This is a genomic window from Rathayibacter sp. AY1C1, assembly GCF_002932105.1.
In the GTDB taxonomy this organism is placed as follows: Bacteria; Actinomycetota; Actinomycetes; order Actinomycetales; family Microbacteriaceae; genus Rathayibacter.
This window is the reverse complement of the sequence record NZ_PSWH01000034.1, coordinates 14,005-34,962: the sequence shown is the minus strand read 5'-3', so window position 1 is coordinate 34,962 and position 20,958 is coordinate 14,005. Positions and strand designations below refer to the sequence as shown.

The following is a 20,958-nucleotide window of genomic DNA, read 5'->3' as shown; positions in this document are numbered from 1 at the left end:
CCCACTCCCCCAGCAGCTCCCGCTCCCGCTCCTCCCCCAGCCCGGCGCCGCGTCCCGGCACGTGCGCAGCCGCCGCGTCCTGCAGCGTCTCGGCGAGGTCGCGGCGCTCGAAGCCCGCGGCTTCGGCCCGTGCCGTGGAGCGGGCGTTCATGCCGCGCCAGTCCGGGTCCGCGATCCACAGCGGGAGCGAGCCGGGGCCCGCCCACTGGCCGACGCCGCGCTCGAGCAGCCACTCCTCCGGCACGGCGACCGGCTCGGCGGGCGATCCGTTCCGCGCTGCAGCCAGGTGCTCGGCGAACGGCACGGGGGTCCCGCAGACGTTCATCACGCCCGCCACCCGCGCCTCAGCGGACGCCGCCAGCCAGGCGGCGAGGTCCCGCACGTCGACCACGGACGTCGGCAGTCCGGGCGCATCCGGCACCAGCACGGGGCCGGGCCGCGCGCTGAAGCGCCAGGGCCAGTAGGAGGAGCGGCTCGTCGGGTCGTCGGGGCCGCCGATCAGGCCGGCGCGCGCGATCAGGGACGGCGCGGATCCGGCCAGCACGGCCTGCTCGCAGGCGGCCTTCGCGGCGCCGTACGAGGCGGGGTCGTCGGAGGGAGCGAGAAGCTCGGCGTCCTCGTCCGCTCCGACGACCGCGTTCTCCGCATAGACGCTCGTGGTCGAGACGAGGACGTAGGCGCTGCAGCGCAGGTCGCGGACGGATCGGCGGACGTGCTGCGGGGTCGAGGAGACGTCGATCACCGCGTCCCACGACGCCGCAGCCACGGCGTCGAGGGCGTCGTCGCGGTCGCGGTCGGCCCGGACGAGGGACGCCCCCGCGGGCACGGCCGTCCCGCGCACGAGGCAGGTCACGTCGTGGCCGCGCCGCAGCGCCTCCGCCGCGAGGTGCCCGCCGAGCCAGCCCGTGCCTCCGAGGATCAGCGTTCTCATCCCCGCATGCTCGCACGGGCCTCCCAGCGCGAGGCCCGTTGAGGTGCCCGAGATGGTCCCGAAACGCTGAAGAAGCTGCATCCCCGGGCGACTCGACGCAGTGGGCGCCGAGCGAGCGCCTCAGCGACAAGGGCCCCCTTCACGAGCCCCCGAACACCCGACCACCCGAGCCCGCCCGCGTCCTCTGTCCGGAATCACGCGGGCGGCTCGGGCGCTCGAGCGGCTCACACGACGACGAAGGCGTCCAGGATCAGCGAGTTGCCCGTGGAGGCGGCGTTGCGCTTGCTGCCGCGGCGGATGGTGATGGTGTGCTCGCCGGCGCTGAGGGTGCTGCTGGTGAACACGGTGCGGGCCGAGCGGTTCGTGGCGCTGTAGCGGTCGACGGAGGCGACGAGCACGCCGTCGATCAGGACCTCGTTGATGCCCGAGGTCGGGGTGATCCGGCTCACCCAGCTGACCTTCGTGCCCCGGAAGCGGAGGGTCGCCGAGGCCGTGGAGGTGCTGGAGTACGAGATGCTGCCGCCGCTGTCGGCGGTGCTCGAGAGCGTCGCCCAGGTGCCGACCGTCGCGATGACGGCGGCTCCGTTCTGGTACGTCCCCGCCGCCGGCAGCGTCGAGGTCGGGGTGGGCGTGGACGTGGCCGTCGGGGTCTCGGTCGGAGTGGGCGTGTCGGTGGGCGTCGGCGTGCTGGTCGGAGACGCCGTCGCGGTGGGGGTGGGCGTCGACGTGGAGACGGTCCCCGCGGTCACGACGAAGGCGTCGAGGATCAGCGTGGATCCGGTGGACGCCGGGTTGCGCGTCGTCCCGCGGCGGATCGTGACCGTGTGGGTGCCGGCGGCGATCGGCCCGCTCGTCCAGACCGTCTGACCCGAGCGGGTCGTGGGGCTGTAGCGGTCGACGGTGGCGACAAGGACGCCGTCGAGCAGCACCTCGTTGATGCCGGAGGTCGCCGTCATCCGGCTCACCCAGCTGACGCCCGTGCCCGAGAAGCGGAAGCTCGCGGACGCTCCGGCCGAGCTGGAGTAGCTGATGCTCCCACCGCTGTCGGCGGAGGAGGAGATCGTGCTCCAGGTGCCCGCCGTCGTGATGAGCGGCGAGGAGTTCTGGTACGTGCCCTCGCCCGGGATCGACGAGGCGGGCTCGTCGGGCAGCGGAACGACCGGCTGCTCCGCGAGCCAGCGGTCGAACGTGTCGAGCATGTCCTTGTTCGTCAGGCTCGGCACGTTGTGGCCGTTCGGAGCGCCCTCGGTCGGCGTGTAGAGGACCACAGCCTCCTTCGCGACGGGCTTCGCGAGCGCGACCCAGGCCCCTCCGTGCACGGCGATCGGGACGAGGACGTCCTCCGTCGAGCCGGTCGTGCGGATCCGCGCCCCCGCCCACGAGGCCTGCGGCAGCAGCGCGGGGTCGGTCGCCGGGATCGTCGAGGGGTCGTTGTCGTAGTCCGGCAGGACGCGCCCCGGGTCGCGGCGGGCCATGTCGGCCATGTCGTAGACGCCGGCCGCGTGGTACGCGCCGCGGATCTCGGGGACCAGCTTGTTGCCGTACGCCCAGCAGAGCAGTGCGCCACCGCCGGAGTTCGAGCGGAGGAAACTCGCCCCGATCCGCCACGTCTTCTGGAACCAGGCGACCGCGTCCACCTGCATGGCGACGGCCCGCTTGTTCGTGTAGATGCTGCCGCCGTAGTTCGGGCAGATCGAGATGACGCCCTTGTCGACGGCCTGGTCGGCGCTGTACTGGTAGGCGCCGGACAGGGCCGCGTAGGTGCTCCCGTTGGCGTGGTAGTACCAGTAGACGACCCGGCCGATCCGCTGCGAGGGGACCGCGGTGTGCGGGACGAAGAGCCGCGCGCGGTCGGTGCCGATCATCACGTCGATGATCTGGTACGGCTTCTTCCCCACGCGCGAGATCGCCGTGTCGCTGCGCCCGAGCTCGTTGGGCAGCGGCGGGATCACGCTGTAGTCGGGCGCCGCGGACGCGGTCATCGCGTAGGCGAAGGCGGATCCGACGCCGAGGGCGGCTCCGGTGAGGACGAGACGGCGGCTGTGGCGCGCAGGAGAGGACATGGGATCCCGACGTGGAGAGGGCTGCTCGGTCGGCGGAGCCTGACCGGAAGGTGTGAGGGGGGTGCTGCGGTCCGGATCGGACCACCGTGGAGGGGGCGCGGTGCGGTCCTTCGGGGGACCGTGCGGGCGGGCAGGCGCGAATGCATCCTCCCGCGTCCGCCGCGCGACCACCAGACCCACTTCAGGGACACCCGCGGCGGCGCTCCCACCTGGCGTCGAGCAGCGGAGCGATCCGGAGAAGGTCCTGGTGAGAGCGCTATCTCGCGCCACTGCTCTGGAGATGCCCGCCACGGGGGCGGAACTGCATCGCCCCGGTGGCGGGACACCGGGGCGGCACGGGGCTGGCACGGATCCAGGCCGCGTTGCGCCCGGCGCGAGGGCCATGCGCACGTCAACACTCTCGCGGGAGACCCCCGGATGAGTCTCGTTATCTGAGCACGACCTGGGCGCTGGTTCAGCGCCTGCTCTCCCCCCTCTGAGTGCCGACCGGATCGAGGGTCCGTCGTCCGCCGCCCACGTCCCGTCTCAGGGGGACAGGGCGACTCCGAGCCGCGACCTATCGTGATCCAGCTCCATCCGGAAGGCCCGGCGAGGCGCCCCGGGTGGAGGTCGATCCGTGTCGAACGCGCATGCCCGACCGAGCCACGACCGCTCGATCGCCCTCGGCCTCGTGCTGCTCCTGCTCGCCGCCGTCCTCGTGGTCCTGCCCGCGTCGAGGGCCGCGGCGGCCACGGTCCTCCTTCAAGAGGGCTTCGGCGGCACCAGCGTCGCGGACCCGGCGTGGCAGGCGCTCGACGGCGCCTGCATCACGGCGGCGACCACTGCTCCGCCGACCGGCTCCTCGAATCTCGGCGTCTGCGCCAACCGGACTCAGGCCCCCGCCGCCGCGACGAGTCCGGGCTTCCTGCAGCTCACCGACGCCCGGAACAACGCCAAGGGCGGCGCGGTCTTCAACCGGCCGATCCCCGCGATGGGCGGCATCGACGTCCAGTTCGACCAGTACCAGTACAGCTCCGCCCTCGGCCTCCTCGGAGCAGACGGCATCGGCTTCTTCCTCACGGACGGCTCGAAGTCCCTGACGGCGGCCGGAGCCCCTGGCGGCTCGCTCGGCTACGGTCAGTCCGCGACCGTCGAGGGTGTGAACGGCGGCTATCTCGGCATCGGCATCGACGCCTACGGGAACTTCTCGGCCAGACCTCCCACGCAGAGCACGACACCCAACGCCCCGCCCACCTACGGACTCGGATTCGGGTGCCCCTCCGGCTCAGGCCAGGGCCAGGTCGCGAATCAGATCGTCGCCCGCGGTGCAGGCCAGGGCCAGACCGGCTACTGCTTCCTGCAGGCCGCGCCGCCGCCGACGCTCACCTCCGTCCGCACCCCGATCACCGTCTCGTCGGGCAATCCGCCCGCGAGCTACGGCAGGACCGTGCGGATCACCGTGTCCGCCACGGCCTCCCCCGTCGTCACGGTCTACTGGGGCACCTCGGCGGGAATGGCCGCCTCCGCGCTGACGCAGCTGATGCAGTTCACGATGCCGACCGCAGCGCCCTCGACCTACAAGCTCGGCTTCACGGCGTCCACCGGTGGATCGAACGACACCCACCTCGTCCGCAACGTCTCCGTCTCGTCCATCAACACTCTCGACGACATCACTCTGGTCAAGCAGATCGACCGCACCACCACGCAGCCCGTCGCCTACGCCGAGGGATCCGTCATCCCCTACCAGTTCGTCGTCACGAACGGGTCTATCCGGGGCACGCTCACCGGCATCGTCGTCACGGACCCGAAGGCCGCGAGCATCTCCTGTCCGACGACGACCCTGCTCCCGCTCGCCTCCACCATCTGCACGGGATCCCATACGGTCACGGCCGCCGAAGCGGTGGCCGGCTCGTTCGTCAACACGGCGACCGTCGCAGCGACGAAGACGGAGACGATCTCGAACGTCGTGACGACGACCCCCGTCACGAGCAGGACCGCCACCGTCACCGCCCCCATCGCCACCCCGGCTCCCGCTCTGACCCTCACCAAGACCGCCCTGCTCACCGACACGAACGGCAACGCCCAGGCCGACGCCGGAGAGCAGATCCGCTACTCCTTCCTCGCCCTCAACTCCGGCAACGTCACACTGCAGACGGTCGCCGTCGCCGACCCGAAGGTCACCGGCATCACGCCCGCCTCGACTCAGCTCGCACCCGGAGCGAGCGCGACCTTCACCTCGGCGCCGTACACGGTGCTGCAGACCGACATCGACAAGGGCACGGCCGTCACCAACACCGCCACGGTCAGCGGGCGCACGCTGGCCGCCGCGCCCGTGACGGTCACCGCGACCTCCACGGCCACCACGCCGATCCGCTACGCGCCCTCGATCTCGCTGACGAAGAACGGCACGATCCCGACCGGCGCCGCCGTGGGCTCGACCGTCTCCTACAGCTTCACCGCCACCAACACCGGCAACACCGGGCTGAGCGCCGTCGCGGTCACCGACCCCAAGAGCGGTCTCTCCGCGCTCGCCTACTCGTGGCCGGGGACCGCCGGGCGCCTCGAGATCGGCCAGTCGGTCACGGCGACCGCCTCGTACACGCTCACGCAGGCCGACGTCGACGCGGGCCAGGTCCTCAACACCGCCACCGCGACCGGCACCCCTCCGACGGGAGCCGCCGTCACGGCCACCGCCTCGCGGACGGTGACGATCACCCGCACGAACGACCTCGCGCTCACCAAGACCGCGAACCCCGCCTTCATCAGCGCCGCCGGCACCGTGGTGACCTACACCTTCCGCGCGACCAACACCGGCACCACCACCCTCACCGCGGTCGCGATCAGCGACCCCAAGAGCGGGCTCTCCGCTCTCACCTACTCCTGGCCGGGCACTTCCGGACGACTGCTGCCCGGCCAGGTCGTCACCGCGACCGCCGCCTACACGACCACCGCCGCCGACGTCACCGCCGGCACGATCGCCAACACCGCCACCGCGACGGCGACCGGCCCGACCGGCGGGGCCTTCACCCGCACGGCCTCGGTGAGCATCTCGGTGATCCCCGATCCGGCGGCCGACGCCGCGACGGTCGTGCAGGGCGGATCTGTCGTGATCGACGTGCTCGCGAACGACGGGCCCGCCGCGACCGGAGCGACCTTCTCGCGCGCGCAGCTCTCGGCAACCGCGAAGGCGATCGGAGGCGCGGCGACCCCCGCCCCCGCCACTCCCGTGCAGGGGTCCGTCTCCTGCGCCGCGAGCGGAGCGACCCGCGGCCAGTGCACCTACCGCCCGATCGCCGCCTTCGTCGGCACCGACGTCTTCGACTACTCCCTCTCGGGCCAGTACGGCACCTGGAACGTGCGGGTCACGGTCACCGTCACCGCGCTGAACCGCGCGCCGGTCGCCCGGCCCGACCGCGTGGTCGCGACCACCGGCGGCCCCGCCGTCACCGTCGCTCCGCTCGCGAACGACACCGACGAGGACGCGGGCACGACCCTCGCCCTGGCCGGCACGAGCGTCCCGGCGGGACTGCGCGGCACCTTCTCCTGCTCCGGATCCACGTGCACCTACACGCCCGCGGCCGACGGCTGGACCGGGAGCGCGACGATCGCGTACACGGTCACGGACGGCGCGCTCACGGCGGGCGGCACGATCACGGTGTGGGTCGATCCCGCTCCCCTCGTCCGGCGCGGCTTCTCCGGCACCGGCAGCACGAGCGGAGCGGTCGGGCTCGGCGCCTGGACCAGCTCCTCCGTGGTCGCCACGCCTGTCGCGAGCTGCACGGCCGGTCGGCCGAGCACCCTCGTGAGCTGGTCGGCCGCCGCTGGAGCGACCGGCTGGACCCTCGAGCGCCGCCTCGCGGGGACGACGCCCGGCCCCTGGACCGTGATCGCGGCACCCGCCGCCTCCGCGACGAGCTTCACCGACGACCGGGTCGGTGAGGGCCGCAGCTACCAGTGGCGGGTCCGCCCGGACCTGCAGCGCTGGCTCGGAGTCGCGTCCGCCGCCTCGACCGCCGTCGCCCAGCCGGCCGTCACCACCGCCGGAGGCTGCTGATGCCTCCCCGCCGACACCCCTCTCGTCCTGCACGTGTCCTCGTGAGGGAGACCACGCCCGCACCGGGCACCACCCACCAGAAAGGAACGGTCGCCATGACCACCACAGCACCCACCCGTCGCAGCCCCTGGAAGAAGATCGCCCTCACCGGCGGCGTCCTCCTCGCCGCGGGAGCCCTCGCCGGCGCCGGCGCCTTCGCCGTGTTCACCGACTCCGGGACCGCCAGCGTCACCGCGGACGCCGGACAGCTCGACATCAACCTCGACGGCACCTTCATCGTGACGGACATCGCGCCCGGAGACACCATCCAGCGCCCGGTGACGATCGTCCTGCCGAACGCCACCAACGACGGCGACCTCGTCTCGTCGGTGCGCTTCTCGCAGGCCGTCACCAACGACGTCGTGGGATCCGACACCACCGACCAGAACCGTGTCGGCCAGTCTCTCGTCTCCGGCCCGAACGGCCTCGACTACCGCCTGCTGACCTGCTCCACCGCCTGGACGACCGCCCCCACCACGACTCCGGCGGGCCCGTACTCCTGCAGCGGGACCACCACGGTCACCGGATCCGGCAAGCTGTCGTCCATCGGCGGCCAGGCCGGCGCGGTCGACTTCACCCCGGCGAACTTCGGCATCACCCCCACCACGACCGGGACCTTCCCCTCGGACGCCGGTGACGTGACGCTGAACACGCTCATCGAGCTCGTCCTGCCGACCGCGGCCGACAACGCGTACGAGAACGCCTCCGCCACGGTCACCTTCACCGCCGCCGCGATCCAGCGCGCCGGCATCCAGAAGTAGACCGTCCCCCACCGCCTCCGTCCTGCCCGGCCGCCACCGGCGCGGGGCGGAGGCATCCCCCCTTCCTCCCGGAGTCGTCCCCATGCCCCACGCCCGTGCGCTCGTCGCCGTCCTCGCGGCGGTGCTCCTCGCGCCCGCGGCGAGCGCCGAGCCCGTCGGCGTGCTCGACGTGCGCGAGCTCTCGGCGCCCGGATCCCTCACCGACCTCGCTCCGGGCGACCGCGCCGAGTGGGCGGTCGAGGTGACCAGCACCGGCCTGTCGCCGCAGGGGGTCTCCGTGGCCTTCGCGGTCGACGGAGGGACGCTGGCGCAGGACCCGCGCGACGGCCTCCAGCTGTCCGTCGAGCTCTGCGACTCGGCGTTCACGGTCGCCGAGGTCGTCGACGGGGAGCGCACGGTCGAGCGCTACCTCTGCCCGGAGGACGCGATGCCGCTCGGATCCGGACCCGCGGCGACGCTCGGCCGGCTCGACGGTGTCCGTCCGCTCGAGCGCGGGGCCACCGTGGGCGTGCGCGTCCGCGTCCTGTTCCCGGAGTCGGCCGGCAACGGGACCGAGCTCGCGGCGGCGTCGCTGCGGGTGCTCGTGGGCACGACGGAGGAGGATCCCTCCGCGACGCCCGGCCCCGGCTCCTTCCCCGGAGCGGCGGGCGGCGGGCTGGCCGTCACCGGCCGCGACCTGGGCGCCGCGCTCCTGGGCGGGATGCTCGCCCTCGGCTCGGGCGTCCTGCTCGCCGCGGCGGCGCGCCGTCGTCACCGGAGGGAGCAGGCGTGAAGGCCCTCCGCGCTCTCCTCGGCGGACTGGTCACGATCGTGGCCGTCGCCGGCATCGCCGTCTTCGTCCTCTCCGCGCTCGGTCTCGTGCGGCTCGTGCCGGTGCTGTCGAACTCGATGGCGCCCGGGATGCCCGTCGGCTCCCTCGCCGTCACCCTGCCCGTCGACCAGGCCGCGATCCGCGCCGGCGACGTGATCGTCTTCACCGACCCGGACGATCCGGGCCGCCGCGTCATCCACCGCGTCACCCTCGTCTACTCCGAGGAGGAGGCTGCGGCCCTCCGCGGCCGCGAGCCCGGCCAGCTGGCGCTCACCACCAAGGGCGACAACAACGAGTCGGCCGACCCGTGGATCGTGACGATCGCGGACGAGCGGATCTGGCGCGAGAGCTCGGTGGTGCCGCTGCTGGGCTGGCCGAGCATCGGCCTCGCCCACCCGGAGGCGCGGTTCGCGCTCTTCGCCGCGGGCGGCGCGGTCATCGTGGGCGCGCTCCTGATCGCCATCTGGCGCCGCCCCGCGGAGGTCGCCCCGTGAGCGGCGCGCACCGCTCGTCGGACGGCACGCCGCCCCCGGAGCCCCTGCGTCCGCCCGCTGAGCACGGACGGCACAGCGCCCGGCCGTCCTCCCGCGACCGCGGAGCCCCGCGCCACTCCCCCGAAATCCGCCGCCGCGTGGTCTCCCGCGCCGGCCTGGCGGGACTCGTCGCCGGCGCGCTCGTCCTCGGCGCCGCCGCCACCGCCACCGCCGTGCTCCTGGACCGGGGCTCCGTGAGCGCGCGGGTCGCCTCCGGCACCGTCATCGCGACGTTCACCGGCACCGGAGCGACGACCGTGCCGGTCCCCGTCGCGGGCCTCGTCCCCGGTGGCACGGCCCGGCGCCTCCTCGACCTGACGAACGCCGGGACCCTGCCGATGTCGGCCCTCCAGCTGCAGACGGCCACGGGCACCGACCTTTCGGACGGCCTGCAGCTCGCGATCGAGCGCTGCTCGCTGTCCTGGTCGGCCGATGCCGCGACCTGCCCCGGCACCGTCACCACCGTGTCGGCCGACCGCCCCGCCGCCTCCCGCCTCGACCTGCCCGGCTCCCCCGCCCTCGCCGTCGGAGCGACCGACCACCTCCGCTTGACCGTGCGCCTCTCGGAGTCCGCGCCGTCCGCCGCGCAGAGCACTTCCGCGACGCTGACCGTCACCGTCGTCGGCGTGCAGCGTCCGGGCCGCCAGCTGTAGGCGCGGCGGGCCCACGCCTCGGCAGCACCACCGCCGCGCCGTCCCCTTCCGCGTCAGCGCCGAGGCGCCCGGGACGGTCGTCGACACGCCGGAGCGGGCGACCGTCTCGGGCGACTCAGCGGGGCCGCGGGTACCTCGGTGGTGCCTCGCTACTCGCGCAGGGCCGCCACGGCGTCGTGGAAGCTCGGCACGTCGGAGAGCACGCCCTCGGGCCCCAGCACCGTCCAGGTCGTGCCCGCGCGGATCAGGACGCCCAGCTCCTCGGCGGGCCGGCGGCGGGTGCGGCGCAGCTCGAGCACGAAGACTCCGGGACGGGCCTCTCTGATCTCGGGAGTGCGCCGGTCGGGCAGCATCACGAGTCCTCCCCGAGGGTCAGCGGTAGACGCTCCACTCCTTCTTCACGATCCGGCGCTCCTCGCCGTCGACCGCGACGATCCACTCGCCGTCCTTCTTGGCCACGACCCGCCCGCGCAGGTACTGCGGCTCCCAGCCGTCGGCCTTGTTGACCCACTTCACGAACCGCGCGAACCGCCCCGGTGCCACGTCGTCTCTGGACATCTCTCGACTCCCCTCGTCGTCACCGGCACGTCCATCGCCCTCCGTCAGGAGAGCACCTCGCCCAGCGCGAGGGGGACCTCTCCTGTGAGGTCTCGAAGCCGGTTCACCGACGGTAGAACGCGCTCCTCACTACGGACGAGACCGTTGACTGATCGACGATCGTCTGGCAGTGGGGTCAGGATGCGGCAGCGGATTCAGGAGTCGAACAGCACGTGCGGCCGTCCGGCGTCGACGATCACGCGGGCGCGCACCCCGTAGACGTCCGCGATCAGCGCCGGGGTGAGCACCTCCTCCGGGGTGCCGCCCGCGACCACGCGCCCCTCGCGCAGCACCAGCAGCGCGTCGCAGAAGAGGGCCGCGAGGTTGAGGTCGTGCAGCGCGACGACCGTGGTCACCGGCAGCGCCCGCACCAGGGCCAGCAGCTCCAGCTGATGGCGGATGTCGAGGTGGTTGGTCGGCTCGTCCAGCAGCAGCTCGCGCGGCTCCTGCGCCAGCGCCCGGGCGATGTGCGCGCGCTGCCGCTCGCCGCCCGAGAGGGTGTGCCAGAGGTGGTCGGCCTTCGCCTCGAGACCCACCTGCTCGAGGGCGCGCTCGATCGCGCGCAGGTCCTCGGCCGTGTCTCCGCCCAGAAGGGAGCGGTGCGGTGTCCGCCCCAGCCGGACGACGTCGCGGACGGGGAGGTCCGCCTCCGTCTCGGCCTGCTGCGTCACCGTGGCCACGGCCCGGGCGACCTCGCGGCGGCGGAGCGAGCGGAGCGGCGCGCCGTCGAGGGTGACGACGCCGGCGTCCGGAGCCGCGGTGCCCTGCAGCAGCCGCAGCAGCGACGACTTGCCCGAGCCGTTGGGCCCGAGCAGTCCCACTGTCGAGCCGGGAGCGGGGCGGAGCGAGACCCCGTCGACCACCAGGCGGCTGCCCCGGCGCCACGAGACCCGGTCGGCTTCGAGCGTCACGAGCGGCCCCTCCGCCGCAGGAGCAGCAGCATGAACGCCGGCACGCCGACGAGTGCCGTGCCGACCCCCACCGGCAGCGGAGTCGGCGCGAACGCCACCCGCGATCCGGCGTCGACCCACACCAGGAACACCGCGCCGAGCAGGATCGTCGCGGGGATCACCCGCGAGTGCCGCTGGCCGAACACGAGTCGCGCGGCGTGCGGCAGCACCAGCCCCACGAAGCCGATCGCGCCGGCGATGCTCACCAGGGTCGCCGTCAGCAGGGCCGTCACCACCAGCAGGAGGAGGCGGGTGCGGCCCACGTGCACGCCGAGCGACGCGGCCACGTCCTCCCCGAAAGCGAACGCGTCGAGCGTGCGCGCCGCGGCGAGGCAGACCACGGAGCCGAGCAGCACGACTCCTCCGCTCAGCGCCACGTCGTCCCAGCGCATGCCCTCGAGGGAGCCGAGCAGCCAGAACATCACGCCGCGCGTCTCGTCCGAGTCGGCGAGAGCGAACACGATCAGCGAGGTCAGCGCCGAGAACAGCTGGGTGCTCGCCACCCCCGCCAGGATCACGCCCGAGGTGCCGCCCGCCGAGAACCGCGTGAGCAGCAGCACGAAGCCGAAGGCGACCAGCGCGCCGACGAAGGCGCCTCCGGAGAGCCCGACCACTCCTCCGCCGACCCCGAGCACGCCGACGAGCACCGCGCCCGTGGACGCTCCGGAGGAGACGCCCAGCACGAACGGGTCGGCGAGCGGATTGCGCAGCAGCGACTGCAGGATCACTCCGCACACGCCGAGCCCCGCCCCGCAGGCCGCGGCCACGAGTGCGCGCGGGAGGCGCTCCTGCCAGACGATCGCGTCCTCGGCCGCACGCACCGGGACGGAGGCGAGCCCGAGGTGGTTGAGGAGGATGTCGCGGACGTTCACGAGCGAGACGTCGGCCGGGCCGAGCGTCACCGCGACGCCGACCGAGAGCGCCAGCGCTAGCAGCCCGCCGACGACCAGCGCGGCGGCGGCAAGGCCCCGCGGCACCCGGCGGACGAGGACCGCGCCCGTGCTCGTGTGCGTGCTCAGAGCGAGGCCCCGTTCTCGTCCCACCAGGCGCGGATCTTCTCGAGCCCGTCGACGAAGCGGATCGACGGGTTCATCTCGGCGCCGTGGAGCGCGATGAAGCGGCCGTCCTGCACCGCGGGCAGGCTGCTGGTCAGCGGGTCGGAGCGGAGGAACGCGGTCTTGTCGTCGAGGCGGTCGCCGGGGAAGCGGTCGCGCTGCAGGTCGCCGAGGACCAGGACGTCCGGGTCGGCCGCGACGACGCTCTCCCAGCCGACGGCGGGCCAGTCCTCCGTGCGGTCGGCGAAGACGTTGGTCATGCCGGTCGTGGTGCCGAGCAGCGAGGCGAAGTTGTAGCCGCCGGCCATGTAGGGCGTCTTGGTGTCGGCGAACCAGAAGGCGACGCTCCGGCCGCCGAGGTCGACCCCCTCGGTGGCGGCGGCGGCACGCTCCTGCAGCTGCGCGACCAGGGCGTCACCGCGCTGCTGCACGTCGAAGACCTCGGCCAGCTCGTGGATCTCCTGGTAGAGGACGTCGACGGTCAGCGGGACGGTGCGCGTGCCGCTCCCGCCGTTGACGCTCGCTCCGTTGTCGCAGTCGGAGGGGGCGAGGTAGGAGCCGATCCCCGTCTCGGCGAGGCGGTCGCGCGAGGCGACGCCCTCGGGCGCGTAGTGCCGGCCGAAGGAGGCGGTGACGAAGTCCGGGTCGGCACCGAGCAGCACCTCGTAGGTGGGCGCGTTGTCGGCCAGGCGCGGCACGCTCTCGTTCGCGGAGGCGAGGGTCTCGAGCACGGGGTCGGTCCAGGAGGCCGTGCCGACCATCCGGTCCTCGAGGCCGAGGGACAGCAGGATCTCGGTCGAGTTCTGGTCGAGGGAGACGACCCGCTGCGGAGGGGCGGTGACGGTGGTCGCGGTGCCGCAGTCGTCCAGCATGAGCGGGTACGAAGTCGTGCCCTCCCCCGCGGCGGCCGTGCTCTCGGGCTCGATCTGCTCGGAGGCGCCGCAGCCGGTGAGGGCGAGCAGGGTCAGGGCGGCGAGGGCGAGGGCGGCGGGGCACCGTCGGTGCGTGGACATGGATCTCCCGTGGTTCGTGGGCGTCGGTCGTCGGCCCGGTTCATAGGCCCGGTTCATGGGCCCGGTTCATGGGTCCGGTTCGCAGGCAGGGCTCGTCGGCCCGGTCCGTCGGCGGGCGGCACCCGCGTCTCGGCGCGGAGCCCGGGTAAGCATAGCCTTACCTCACCTAAGCCCGTCCATCCGCGCCAGTCGATCCGCGCCACCCGCCTTCGATCCACCCTCGGTCCCGCCCGCCGGCGACTCCGCAGAAGTCGCCGTGGTCGCGCGCGAGAACGGCGACCTCCGAGTTCTCGATGCACTCAGAAGGCCCGGAACAGCCGAGTAAGCGGACACCTGTCGCGCACCTCGCCTCCGCAGCCCCCAACCAGGTGGACAGCACCCCGGACACGGTTCCCCTGGGGGCGGGAGAGCGCGATCCTGGACACCGACGCTCGACGGCGCCCGCCCCACCGCCCGCCGACCGTCACGGAAGGAACCCGTTGCCCCGCCACTCCGCCCGCACCGCCCCCTCCGGCCGGTCCGCGCTGGTGCGCAAGGCCGACGCGTCCGGCTACCGGCCCGAGATCGAGGGACTGCGCGCCGTCGCGTCCCTCCTGGTCGCGACGTTCCACATCTGGCTGGGCCGCGTCTCCGGAGGCGTCGACGTCTTCTTCGTGATCGCCGGGTTCCTCACCACCCTCACCCTCCTCGGCCAGATCCGCCGGTTCGGGCGCGTGCGTCCGATCGCCTTCCTCCGGAGGCTCGCCTCGCGGCTCTTCCCGGCGGCCGCGGTGGTGCTGGTCGTCGTCGCGGCGCTCGCTCCACTCCTCCTGCGCCCCTCGCAGCTGCTGCAGACCTTCACCGAGGTGCTCGCCTCGACCTTCTACGTCGAGAACGTCGCGCTCGCGCGGGCCGGAGTGGACTACCTCGCGCAGGACGACTTCCACTCGCCGGTGCAGAACTTCTGGGCGATGTCGGTGCAGGGGCAGTTCTACCTGGTCTGGCTCGCCCTGGTGCTCGTCGCGACCCTCGCCGCCGTGCTGCTGCGGCGCCGCGCGCAGCTGCCGCGGTTCCTGCTGGCGCTCGTCGCGGCGCTCACCGTCCTCTCGTTCGCGTTCTCCGTCGTGCTGGTCGGGATCGACCAGCCGACCGCGTACTACAGCACCCTCGCCCGCTCGTGGGAGTTCGGGCTCGGCTCGCTCGCGGCCCTCGTGCTCCCGGGACTGGCGATCCCGGCGGCCCTGCGGACGGTCGCCGGGTGGTTGGGGCTGATCGGAGTCGTCTCCTGCGGGTTCGTGCTCCAGGTCTCGAGCGCGTTCCCGGGCGCCGCCGCGCTCTGGCCGACCCTCTCGGCGGTGCTCGTGCTCGTCGCCGGGACCGGCCCCGCCCCGGAGCGCGGCGTCGGCCGGCTGCTGGCCCTGCGCCCGCTCGTGTGGCTGGGCGGCCTGAGCTACGGGATCTACCTCTGGCACTGGCCGCTCCTGGTCTTCTGGCGCGAGAGCAGCGGCGAGGACCCGACCGCTCCGGCGGGCGTGGGCGTCATCGCCGCCGCGATCCTCCTGGCCGCCGCCTCGAAGCGCTTCCTCGAGGACCCCCTCCACCGCCGCGCCCCCGCCGAGCGCCCGCACCGCCTCCGCGCGCTCGCCCCGGCGGCCCTGCTGGCCGTCGCCGCCCTGGTCGGAGCGACGGGCCTCACCGGAACGAACGCCGCGATCGCCGCCGACCTCACCCGCGCGCACGCCCTCCCCGTCTCGACCGAGGGCTGCGTCGGAGCCGCGGCGCTCGCGAACGCCTGCCCCGACTCCTGGACCACGAGCCTGCCCGCCGTCGACGCCTCGGAGGACGGCTCCGCCCTGAACACCGACGAGTGCAGCACGGGCAACTCCGGCACCGCGCTCAAGGAGTGCCGCTTCGGCGATCCCGCCGGCCTCCGCGTGCTGCTCATCGGCAACTCGCACGCGGCGTCCTTCTTCCCGGCGCTGCGCGGCGTCGCGGAGGAGCGCGGCTGGGACCTGCACACCTACTACAAGACGGGCTGCGTCTTCTCGACCGCGGAGCGGCGCGACGACTCCGCCTCCTCCCGCCGCTCCTGCGACGTCTGGAACGGGAAGCTGCAGGAGGAGCTCGCCGGCCAGGAGCCGTACGCGCTCGTCGTCACCGCCTACTCCGCGAAGAAGTCCGTGTTCGTCGACGCGTCCGGCACCCCCGACGAGCAGGCCGGCATCGACGGGTTCCACGAGTCGTGGGCGCCGCTGATCGCCCGCGGATCCACGGTGGTCGCGATCCGCGACAATCCGGTGCTGCCCTCGCTCTCCCTGCTGGCCTGCGCCGAGGAGCCGGGCTCCGCGGCCGACTGCAGCGTGCCGCTCGACGAGGCCTTCGCCGACCGCGAGCTGATGGCCGCCGCCGCCGAGGGCTGGCCGGGCGCCGCCCCCGTCGACCTCACCCGCTGGTTCTGCGACGACCGCGGCTGCCCCCTCGTGATCGGCGGAGTGAAGGTGTACCGCGACCTCGGGCACCTCACCGAGTCGTACGCCCGGACCCTGGCGCCCTACCTCGGCGAGGCGCTGGACCCGCTGGTCGGCTGAGGACGCTCGCGCTCGGCTCCAAACGCATGCAAGACTGTTTATACGAACAGGGATCGGAGGAGCCGATGGGCCACTCTCACGGCGTTCCGGCCGGCTCCGCCGCCGCGCGGCACCGGCGTCCGCTCGTGGCCGCCTTCGTGCTGACCGCGGCGTTCATGGTCGTCGAGTTCGCGGTCGGAGTCGCGACGGGCTCGCTCGCGCTGCTCTCGGACGCCGCGCACATGGGCACCGACGTGCTGGCCCTCGGGATGTCGATCGCCGCGATCTCGCTCGCCGCCCGACCCGCCGCGAAGGGCCGCACCTACGGCTCCTACCGCCTCGAAGTGCTGGCCGCCCTCGCCAACGGCCTGCTGCTGTTCGCGGTCGCCGCGTTCGTGATCGTCGAGGCCGTCCGCCGCTTCGCCGAGCCGCCCGCGGTGCCCGGCGGCCCCCTCCTGATCACCGCCGTCGTGGGCCTGGCGGTCAACCTCGTGAGCCTGCGCCTGCTGTCGGCCGGGGCGAAGGAGAGCATCACCCTCCGCGGAGCCTCCCTCGAGGTGCTCGGCGACGCGCTCGGCTCGATCGGCGTGATCGTCGCGGCGATCGTGCTGCTCACCACCGGCTGGGCGTGGGCGGATCCGATCGTCGGCGCGCTGATCGGGCTGCTGATCCTTCCCCGCACCTGGTCGCTGACGCGGCAGGCGCTGGGGATCCTGATGGAGTCGGCGCCCGCGCACGTCGACCTCGCAGCGCTCGAGCGCGACGTCTGCGCCGTCCCCGGCGTGCTCGCGCTGCACGACCTGCACGTGTGGACGATCACCTCGGGCATGGAGAGCGCCACCGGCCACGTGGTCGTCGCCCCCGACGCCGACTACCGCACCGCGCTCTCGCGGGTGCTCGCCGTGCTCCGCGAGCGCCACGGCATCGACCACGCGACCATCCAGTGCGAGCCCGAGGCCTTCCCGGAGACGACGCATCGCGTCTGAGCGCGGGGGTGGCTTACACACCCGCACGCCTCCGCATGCCCACGACCCTCCAAGAGTCGTCGCACTCGGCGTCGACTGCGACGACTCCCGGCTCCTCGACCCTGCGGGCCTCGCCCGCCCCTGAGCACCTTCCGATTGTTGACGTGAACATGTACAGTCGGCCGTCAGGGCGCGTTCACGTGAACACGCCCGCATTTCGATGGCGAAAGAGAGACCGCATCAATGTCGATGTCCTTCAGAAGGGTCGCCGCGCTCGCCACGAGCGCCGCCCTGGCCACAGGAGCACTGCTGGCGATCCCCGCCGCAGCGGCCCCCGCTCAGGCCGCGGACGCGTTCCGCATCACGCCGAACCCTGCCGCCGCCGGTGAGGCGTTCGAGGGCTGGGGCACCAGCCTCGTCTGGTTCGCGAACGCGACCGGCGGCTATCCCGAGGCCCTCCGCGAGGACCTCTACCAGAAGGTCTTCGGCGACAGCGGCCTCGACCTCAACATCGCCCGCTACAACATCGGCGGCGGCAACGCCTCCGACGTGAAGGACTACCTCCGCCCGGGCGGTGCCGTCGAGGGCTGGTGGAAGCAGAACCCGGCCGGCGACGCGTCGACCTACGGCGGCACCTCCACGAAGCTCGCCGACCGCGACGCGCTCCTGGCCAAGTGGAACGCGGACGACCCCGCCTCCTACGACTGGACCGCCGACGAGACGCAGCGCTGGTGGGTCGAGAGGCTGGCCGAGGAGAAGCAGATCTCGCACTGGGAGGCGTTCTCCAACTCCGCCCCGTACTTCATGACCGAGAGCGGCTACGTCTCGGGCGGCTTCGACGCGAACAGCGAGCAGCTGAAGCCCGCCGCCGAGGAGCAGTTCGCGAAGTACCTCGTGAAGGTCACCGAGCACATGGAGGACGAGTACGGCATCGAGTTCGACACGCTCGACCCCTTCAACGAGCCGAACACGAACTACTGGGGCACGCAGCTCTCCAACGGCGTCCCGACCGGCGGACGCCAGGAGGGAATGCACGTCGGACCGACGCGCCAAGCGGGTCTGATCCCCGACGTCGCTGGCGCACTGGACGCCTCGACCACCGACGCCGGCATCGCCGCGATGGACGAGACCAACCCCGACATCTTCGCGACGAACTGGGCCGCCTACTCCGCCGCGATCCGCGCCGAGGTCGACCGGATGAACGTCCACACCTACGGCACCTCGGGCCGCCTCAAGGTCCGCGACCTCGCGAAGCAGGCCGACACCGACCTGTGGATGAGCGAAATCGAGGGCAACTGGGTCACCGGCTTCGACCCCACCAACATGGAGAACGGCCTCGGCATCGCCGGCCGCATCAACGACGACCTGCGCGAGCTCGAGCCGAAGGCGTGGGTGCTCTGGCAGCCCGTCGAGGACTACTACAACATGCAGCAGCCCAAGCCCAAGGGCGAGAACCTCAACTGGGGCTCCGTCTACATCGACCTGGACTGCAAGCCGTACCAGGAGAACGGGACCGAGATCTGGAAGTCGGTCCGCCGCGTCGCCGACGCCGGTGGCGACTCCACCAAGGCCCCGGTCTGCGGCGTCGAGACGAACTCGAAGTTCAACACCATCCGGAACTTCACCAAGTTCATCCACGAGGGCGACCACCTGATGCCCTCCAACGACAGCTCCTCCACCGCCGCCGTCCGCGGCGACGGCTCGGGCGCGACCGTCGTGCACACCAACAGCACCGCGACCGAGAAGACCGTCGTGCTCGACCTCTCCCGCTTCGGCACCATCACCGACACCGCGACGGTCACCCCGTACGTCACCACGAAGGCCTCCTCGGCCGCCGCTCCCACGAGCAACGCCCTGGTCGCCAAGACGCCGGTGAGCGTCGACCGCATCTCGCGCACCGCCACGATCACCGTGCCCGCCAAGTCGGTCACGAGCTTCTCGATCGACGGAGTCTCGGGAGTCGCCGACTCCGCCCCCGCCCTGCGCGACGGCCACCGCTACCAGCTGGTCGGCACCCAGAGCGGCAAGGCCCTGACCGGCAACCCCTCGGGCGCCGCGACCACGATCACCGGCCTCGCCACCGACTCCGCCGCGGCCGCCAAGCAGACCTGGACGGTCCGCGAGGTCGCCGCCGGCGAGCGCGAGGCCACCCGCCGCGTCGTCCTCGTCAACGGCGACGGACGCGTGCTCGGAGCCACGACCGCCGGCACCGACCTGCGCTCGCTGTCCGTCGACGCGGCGAAGACGACCGCCGCGACCCGCTGGATCGTCAACACCACCGACGGCGTGAACTTCTCGCTCGTCAACGAGTCCATCGCCCAGTCGCTCGACGTGAACGGCGGCTCCAGCGCCGACAACGCGTCGGTCGGCGTCTACACCTCCAACGGCGGAGCGAACCAGTCGTGGTCCCTCCGCGACCTCGCCCCGACCGCCGGCCAGACGATCGCCGTCCGCACCACCGCGGGCGTCGCTCCGACCCTGCCCGCGAGCATCACCCCGCAGTACTCCTGGGGAGCCGGCGCACCGCTCGCCGTCACCTGGCAGCGCCCCGCCGACTCGGCGTACGGCGCGACCGGGCGCGTCGAGGTGCCCGGCACCGCGACCGACCTCTACGGCCAGACGATCACGGTCACCGCGCTCGTCGACGTCGGCGGACTGACCGCGACCGACCCCGTGTCGGTCACGGCCGCCGCGGGCGCCTCGGTCGCCGGAGTGAAGGCCTCGGCCCCGACGACGGTCCCCGCCCGCGTGGGCGCCTCGGCCAGCACCTTCCCGGTGCCGGTCGTCTGGGACTGGACGCCGCTCACCACCGCCTCCCTCGCCCAGACCGGGCAGGTGACGGTCTCGGGAACGGCGACCGCCGACGGCGCTACGCTCCCCGCCACGCTCACGGTGCTCGTCACCACGGGCACGCTCCGCAACTTCAACCCGGACGCCGGCATCGTCGCGACCGCGTCGTCGTCGGAGTCGGGCTACGGACCGGAGCGCACCCGCAACGGCGTGGACGGCGACAAGGGCTGGTCGAACTGGACCAACGGCACCAAGGCCGCGCAGAGCTCGCTGACCTACACCTTCCCCTCGACCCACCAGGTCGAGAAGGTGTCGGTGCAGTTCCTCGCCGACGGCGGCACCAGCTGGGCGCAGACCTACCAGCTGCAGTACCAGGCCGCCGACAGCACGGCCTGGACCGCGGTCCCCGGCTACGAGTCGGCCGTGGCCCTCGCGTCGCCGGCCGGTGGAACGGCTCCGACCCTGGTCGCGTCGTTCGCGCCCGTCACGGCCAAGGCCTTCCGCGTCGTGATGAACGCCTACGACAACACCCACCTGATCGTGGCCGAGACCAAGCTCTACGAGTCGGTCGCCTCGCCCGCCGCGGTCGCCACCCTGGGCGCCCTGCGCGTCGGAGGAGCCGGCATCGCCGGGTTCGACCCGGCCCGCACCTCCTACGCGGTCACCGTCGAGGGCACGGCGATGCCGGTGATCGGAGCAGTGGCGACCGACTCGGCGGCCACCGTGCGGATCACCCAGCCGACGACGGCGAACGGCGGAGTCGCGACCATCGCGGTCCGCGCGGCCGACGGCTCCGTCACCTCGACCACGACGGTGACGGTGACCCTGAAGGCGCCCGCCGCCCTCGCGGTCGCGGTCACGGCGACCACCCGCTGCATCGCCGGCAAGGTGACGCTCACCGTCGCGGCGAAGAACGAGTCCGGCGTGCCGGTCTCGATGACCATCGCGACGCCCTCCGGGTCGAAGCAGGTCACCGGAGTCGCGCCCGGCGCGAGCGGCAGCGCCGCGTTCACCACGCGCGCGGCCTCGGTGCCGGCCGGCCAGGCCACCGTCACCGCGACGGGCACGGTCGACGGTGAGCAGGTCACCTCGGTGGCGACGGGAGCGTACGCGGCCCGCAGCTGCTGACGCCCCCTCCGACACGGACCGCCTCCGCCCCTCCGGGGACGGGGGCGGTCCGTCGTTCGCCGTCGGAGCGGTGCTGCGCGGGCGGCGCGT

At 73.2% G+C, this 20,958-nt stretch carries 15 protein-coding genes; 8 read left to right on the top strand and 7 right to left on the bottom strand.

What is annotated here, in order from left to right:
* Both C5C71_RS14315 and C5C71_RS17670 read right to left on the bottom strand, forming a co-directional pair.
* Positions 1–931: NAD-dependent epimerase/dehydratase family protein (locus tag C5C71_RS14315; protein WP_104337926.1), on the bottom strand; the 931-nt coding region annotated here is incomplete at its 3' end.
* Positions 932–1,155: 224 nt separating this feature from the next.
* Positions 1,156–2,994 (bottom strand): hypothetical protein, encoded by a 1,839-nt coding sequence (locus C5C71_RS17670; protein WP_181027253.1) that lies wholly within the window; start codon positions 2,992–2,994, stop codon positions 1,156–1,158.
* Positions 2,995–3,610: 616 nt separating this feature from the next.
* Here C5C71_RS17670 and C5C71_RS14305 point away from each other — a divergent pair.
* From C5C71_RS14305 to C5C71_RS14285, 5 genes are all read left to right on the top strand, one after another.
* On the top strand, positions 3,611–7,027 hold the full coding sequence (locus tag C5C71_RS14305; protein WP_104337925.1) for an Ig-like domain-containing protein: 3,417 nt from the start codon (positions 3,611–3,613) through the stop codon (positions 7,025–7,027).
* A 95-nt stretch (positions 7,028–7,122) separates the two neighbouring features.
* Entirely contained in the window at positions 7,123–7,827 is a 705-nt protein-coding gene (locus C5C71_RS14300; protein WP_104226366.1) for a TasA family protein, read from the top strand.
* A gap of 82 nt (positions 7,828–7,909) precedes the next feature.
* Positions 7,910–8,599, top strand: a complete 690-nt coding sequence (locus tag C5C71_RS14295; RefSeq protein WP_104288616.1) for a sortase — start codon at positions 7,910–7,912, stop codon at positions 8,597–8,599.
* Positions 8,596–9,132 (top strand): signal peptidase I, encoded by a 537-nt coding sequence (locus tag C5C71_RS14290; RefSeq protein WP_104223395.1) that lies wholly within the window; start codon positions 8,596–8,598, stop codon positions 9,130–9,132. Before C5C71_RS14295 ends, C5C71_RS14290 begins: the two co-directional genes overlap by 4 nt.
* A gap of 137 nt (positions 9,133–9,269) precedes the next feature.
* Complete coding sequence (locus tag C5C71_RS14285; RefSeq protein WP_104315608.1) at positions 9,270–9,824, top strand: peptidase; 555 nt, start codon at positions 9,270–9,272, stop codon at positions 9,822–9,824.
* A 149-nt stretch (positions 9,825–9,973) separates the two neighbouring features.
* Here the strand turns inward: C5C71_RS14285 and C5C71_RS14280 are convergent, their stop codons facing one another.
* The 5 genes from C5C71_RS14280 to C5C71_RS14260 all read right to left on the bottom strand — a co-directional run bounded on the left by C5C71_RS14280 (position 9,974) and on the right by C5C71_RS14260 (position 13,439).
* Positions 9,974–10,180 carry a hypothetical protein gene (locus C5C71_RS14280; protein ID WP_104288615.1) on the bottom strand — a complete coding sequence of 69 codons (207 nt, stop codon included), beginning with the start codon at positions 10,178–10,180 and terminating at the stop codon, positions 9,974–9,976.
* A gap of 16 nt (positions 10,181–10,196) precedes the next feature.
* A complete protein-coding gene (locus C5C71_RS14275; protein WP_104223398.1) occupies positions 10,197–10,382 on the bottom strand; it encodes a hypothetical protein in 186 nt (61 codons plus the stop codon).
* Between the two features lie 194 nt (positions 10,383–10,576).
* Entirely contained in the window at positions 10,577–11,332 is a 756-nt protein-coding gene (locus tag C5C71_RS14270; RefSeq protein ID WP_104337924.1) for an ABC transporter ATP-binding protein, read from the bottom strand.
* Positions 11,329–12,414, bottom strand: a complete 1,086-nt coding sequence (locus C5C71_RS14265) for an iron ABC transporter permease (RefSeq protein WP_104337923.1) — start codon at positions 12,412–12,414, stop codon at positions 11,329–11,331. The genes C5C71_RS14270 and C5C71_RS14265 overlap by 4 nt, the downstream gene beginning before the upstream one ends.
* Complete coding sequence (locus tag C5C71_RS14260; RefSeq protein WP_104337922.1) at positions 12,387–13,439, bottom strand: ABC transporter substrate-binding protein; 1,053 nt, start codon at positions 13,437–13,439, stop codon at positions 12,387–12,389. Before C5C71_RS14260 ends, C5C71_RS14265 begins: the two co-directional genes overlap by 28 nt.
* A 479-nt stretch (positions 13,440–13,918) precedes the next feature.
* Between C5C71_RS14260 and C5C71_RS14255 the strand changes: the two genes are divergently transcribed.
* The 3 genes from C5C71_RS14255 (at position 13,919) to C5C71_RS14245 (ending at position 20,868) form a co-directional block, all read left to right on the top strand.
* Entirely contained in the window at positions 13,919–16,006 is a 2,088-nt protein-coding gene (locus C5C71_RS14255; RefSeq protein ID WP_181065724.1) for an acyltransferase family protein, read from the top strand.
* 65 nt (positions 16,007–16,071) lie between these two features.
* The gene (locus C5C71_RS14250; protein ID WP_104337920.1) at positions 16,072–16,971 is read left to right on the top strand and encodes a cation diffusion facilitator family transporter; all 900 of its coding nucleotides are present in this window, start codon (positions 16,072–16,074) and stop codon (positions 16,969–16,971) included.
* Between the two features lie 228 nt (positions 16,972–17,199).
* Positions 17,200–20,868, top strand: a complete 3,669-nt coding sequence (locus C5C71_RS14245) for a glycoside hydrolase (RefSeq protein WP_181065723.1) — start codon at positions 17,200–17,202, stop codon at positions 20,866–20,868.
* Positions 20,869–20,958: the final 90 nt, after the last annotated feature.

Bases quoted from the DNA above. Each gene is read 5' to 3' on its own strand.
- C5C71_RS14245 (WP_181065723.1), top strand. From the start codon at position 17,200: ATGTCCTTCAGAAGGGTCGCCGCGCTCGCCACGAGCGCCGCCCTGGCC.
- C5C71_RS14260 (WP_104337922.1), bottom strand. From the start codon at position 13,439: ATGTCCACGCACCGACGGTGCCCCGCCGCCCTCGCCCTCGCCGCCCTG.
- C5C71_RS14295 (WP_104288616.1), top strand. From the start codon at position 7,910: ATGCCCCACGCCCGTGCGCTCGTCGCCGTCCTCGCGGCGGTGCTCCTC.
- C5C71_RS17670 (WP_181027253.1), bottom strand. From the start codon at position 2,994: ATGTCCTCTCCTGCGCGCCACAGCCGCCGTCTCGTCCTCACCGGAGCC.
- C5C71_RS14250 (WP_104337920.1), top strand. From the start codon at position 16,072: ATGGGCCACTCTCACGGCGTTCCGGCCGGCTCCGCCGCCGCGCGGCAC.
- C5C71_RS14300 (WP_104226366.1), top strand. From the start codon at position 7,123: ATGACCACCACAGCACCCACCCGTCGCAGCCCCTGGAAGAAGATCGCC.
- C5C71_RS14275 (WP_104223398.1), bottom strand. From the start codon at position 10,382: ATGTCCAGAGACGACGTGGCACCGGGGCGGTTCGCGCGGTTCGTGAAG.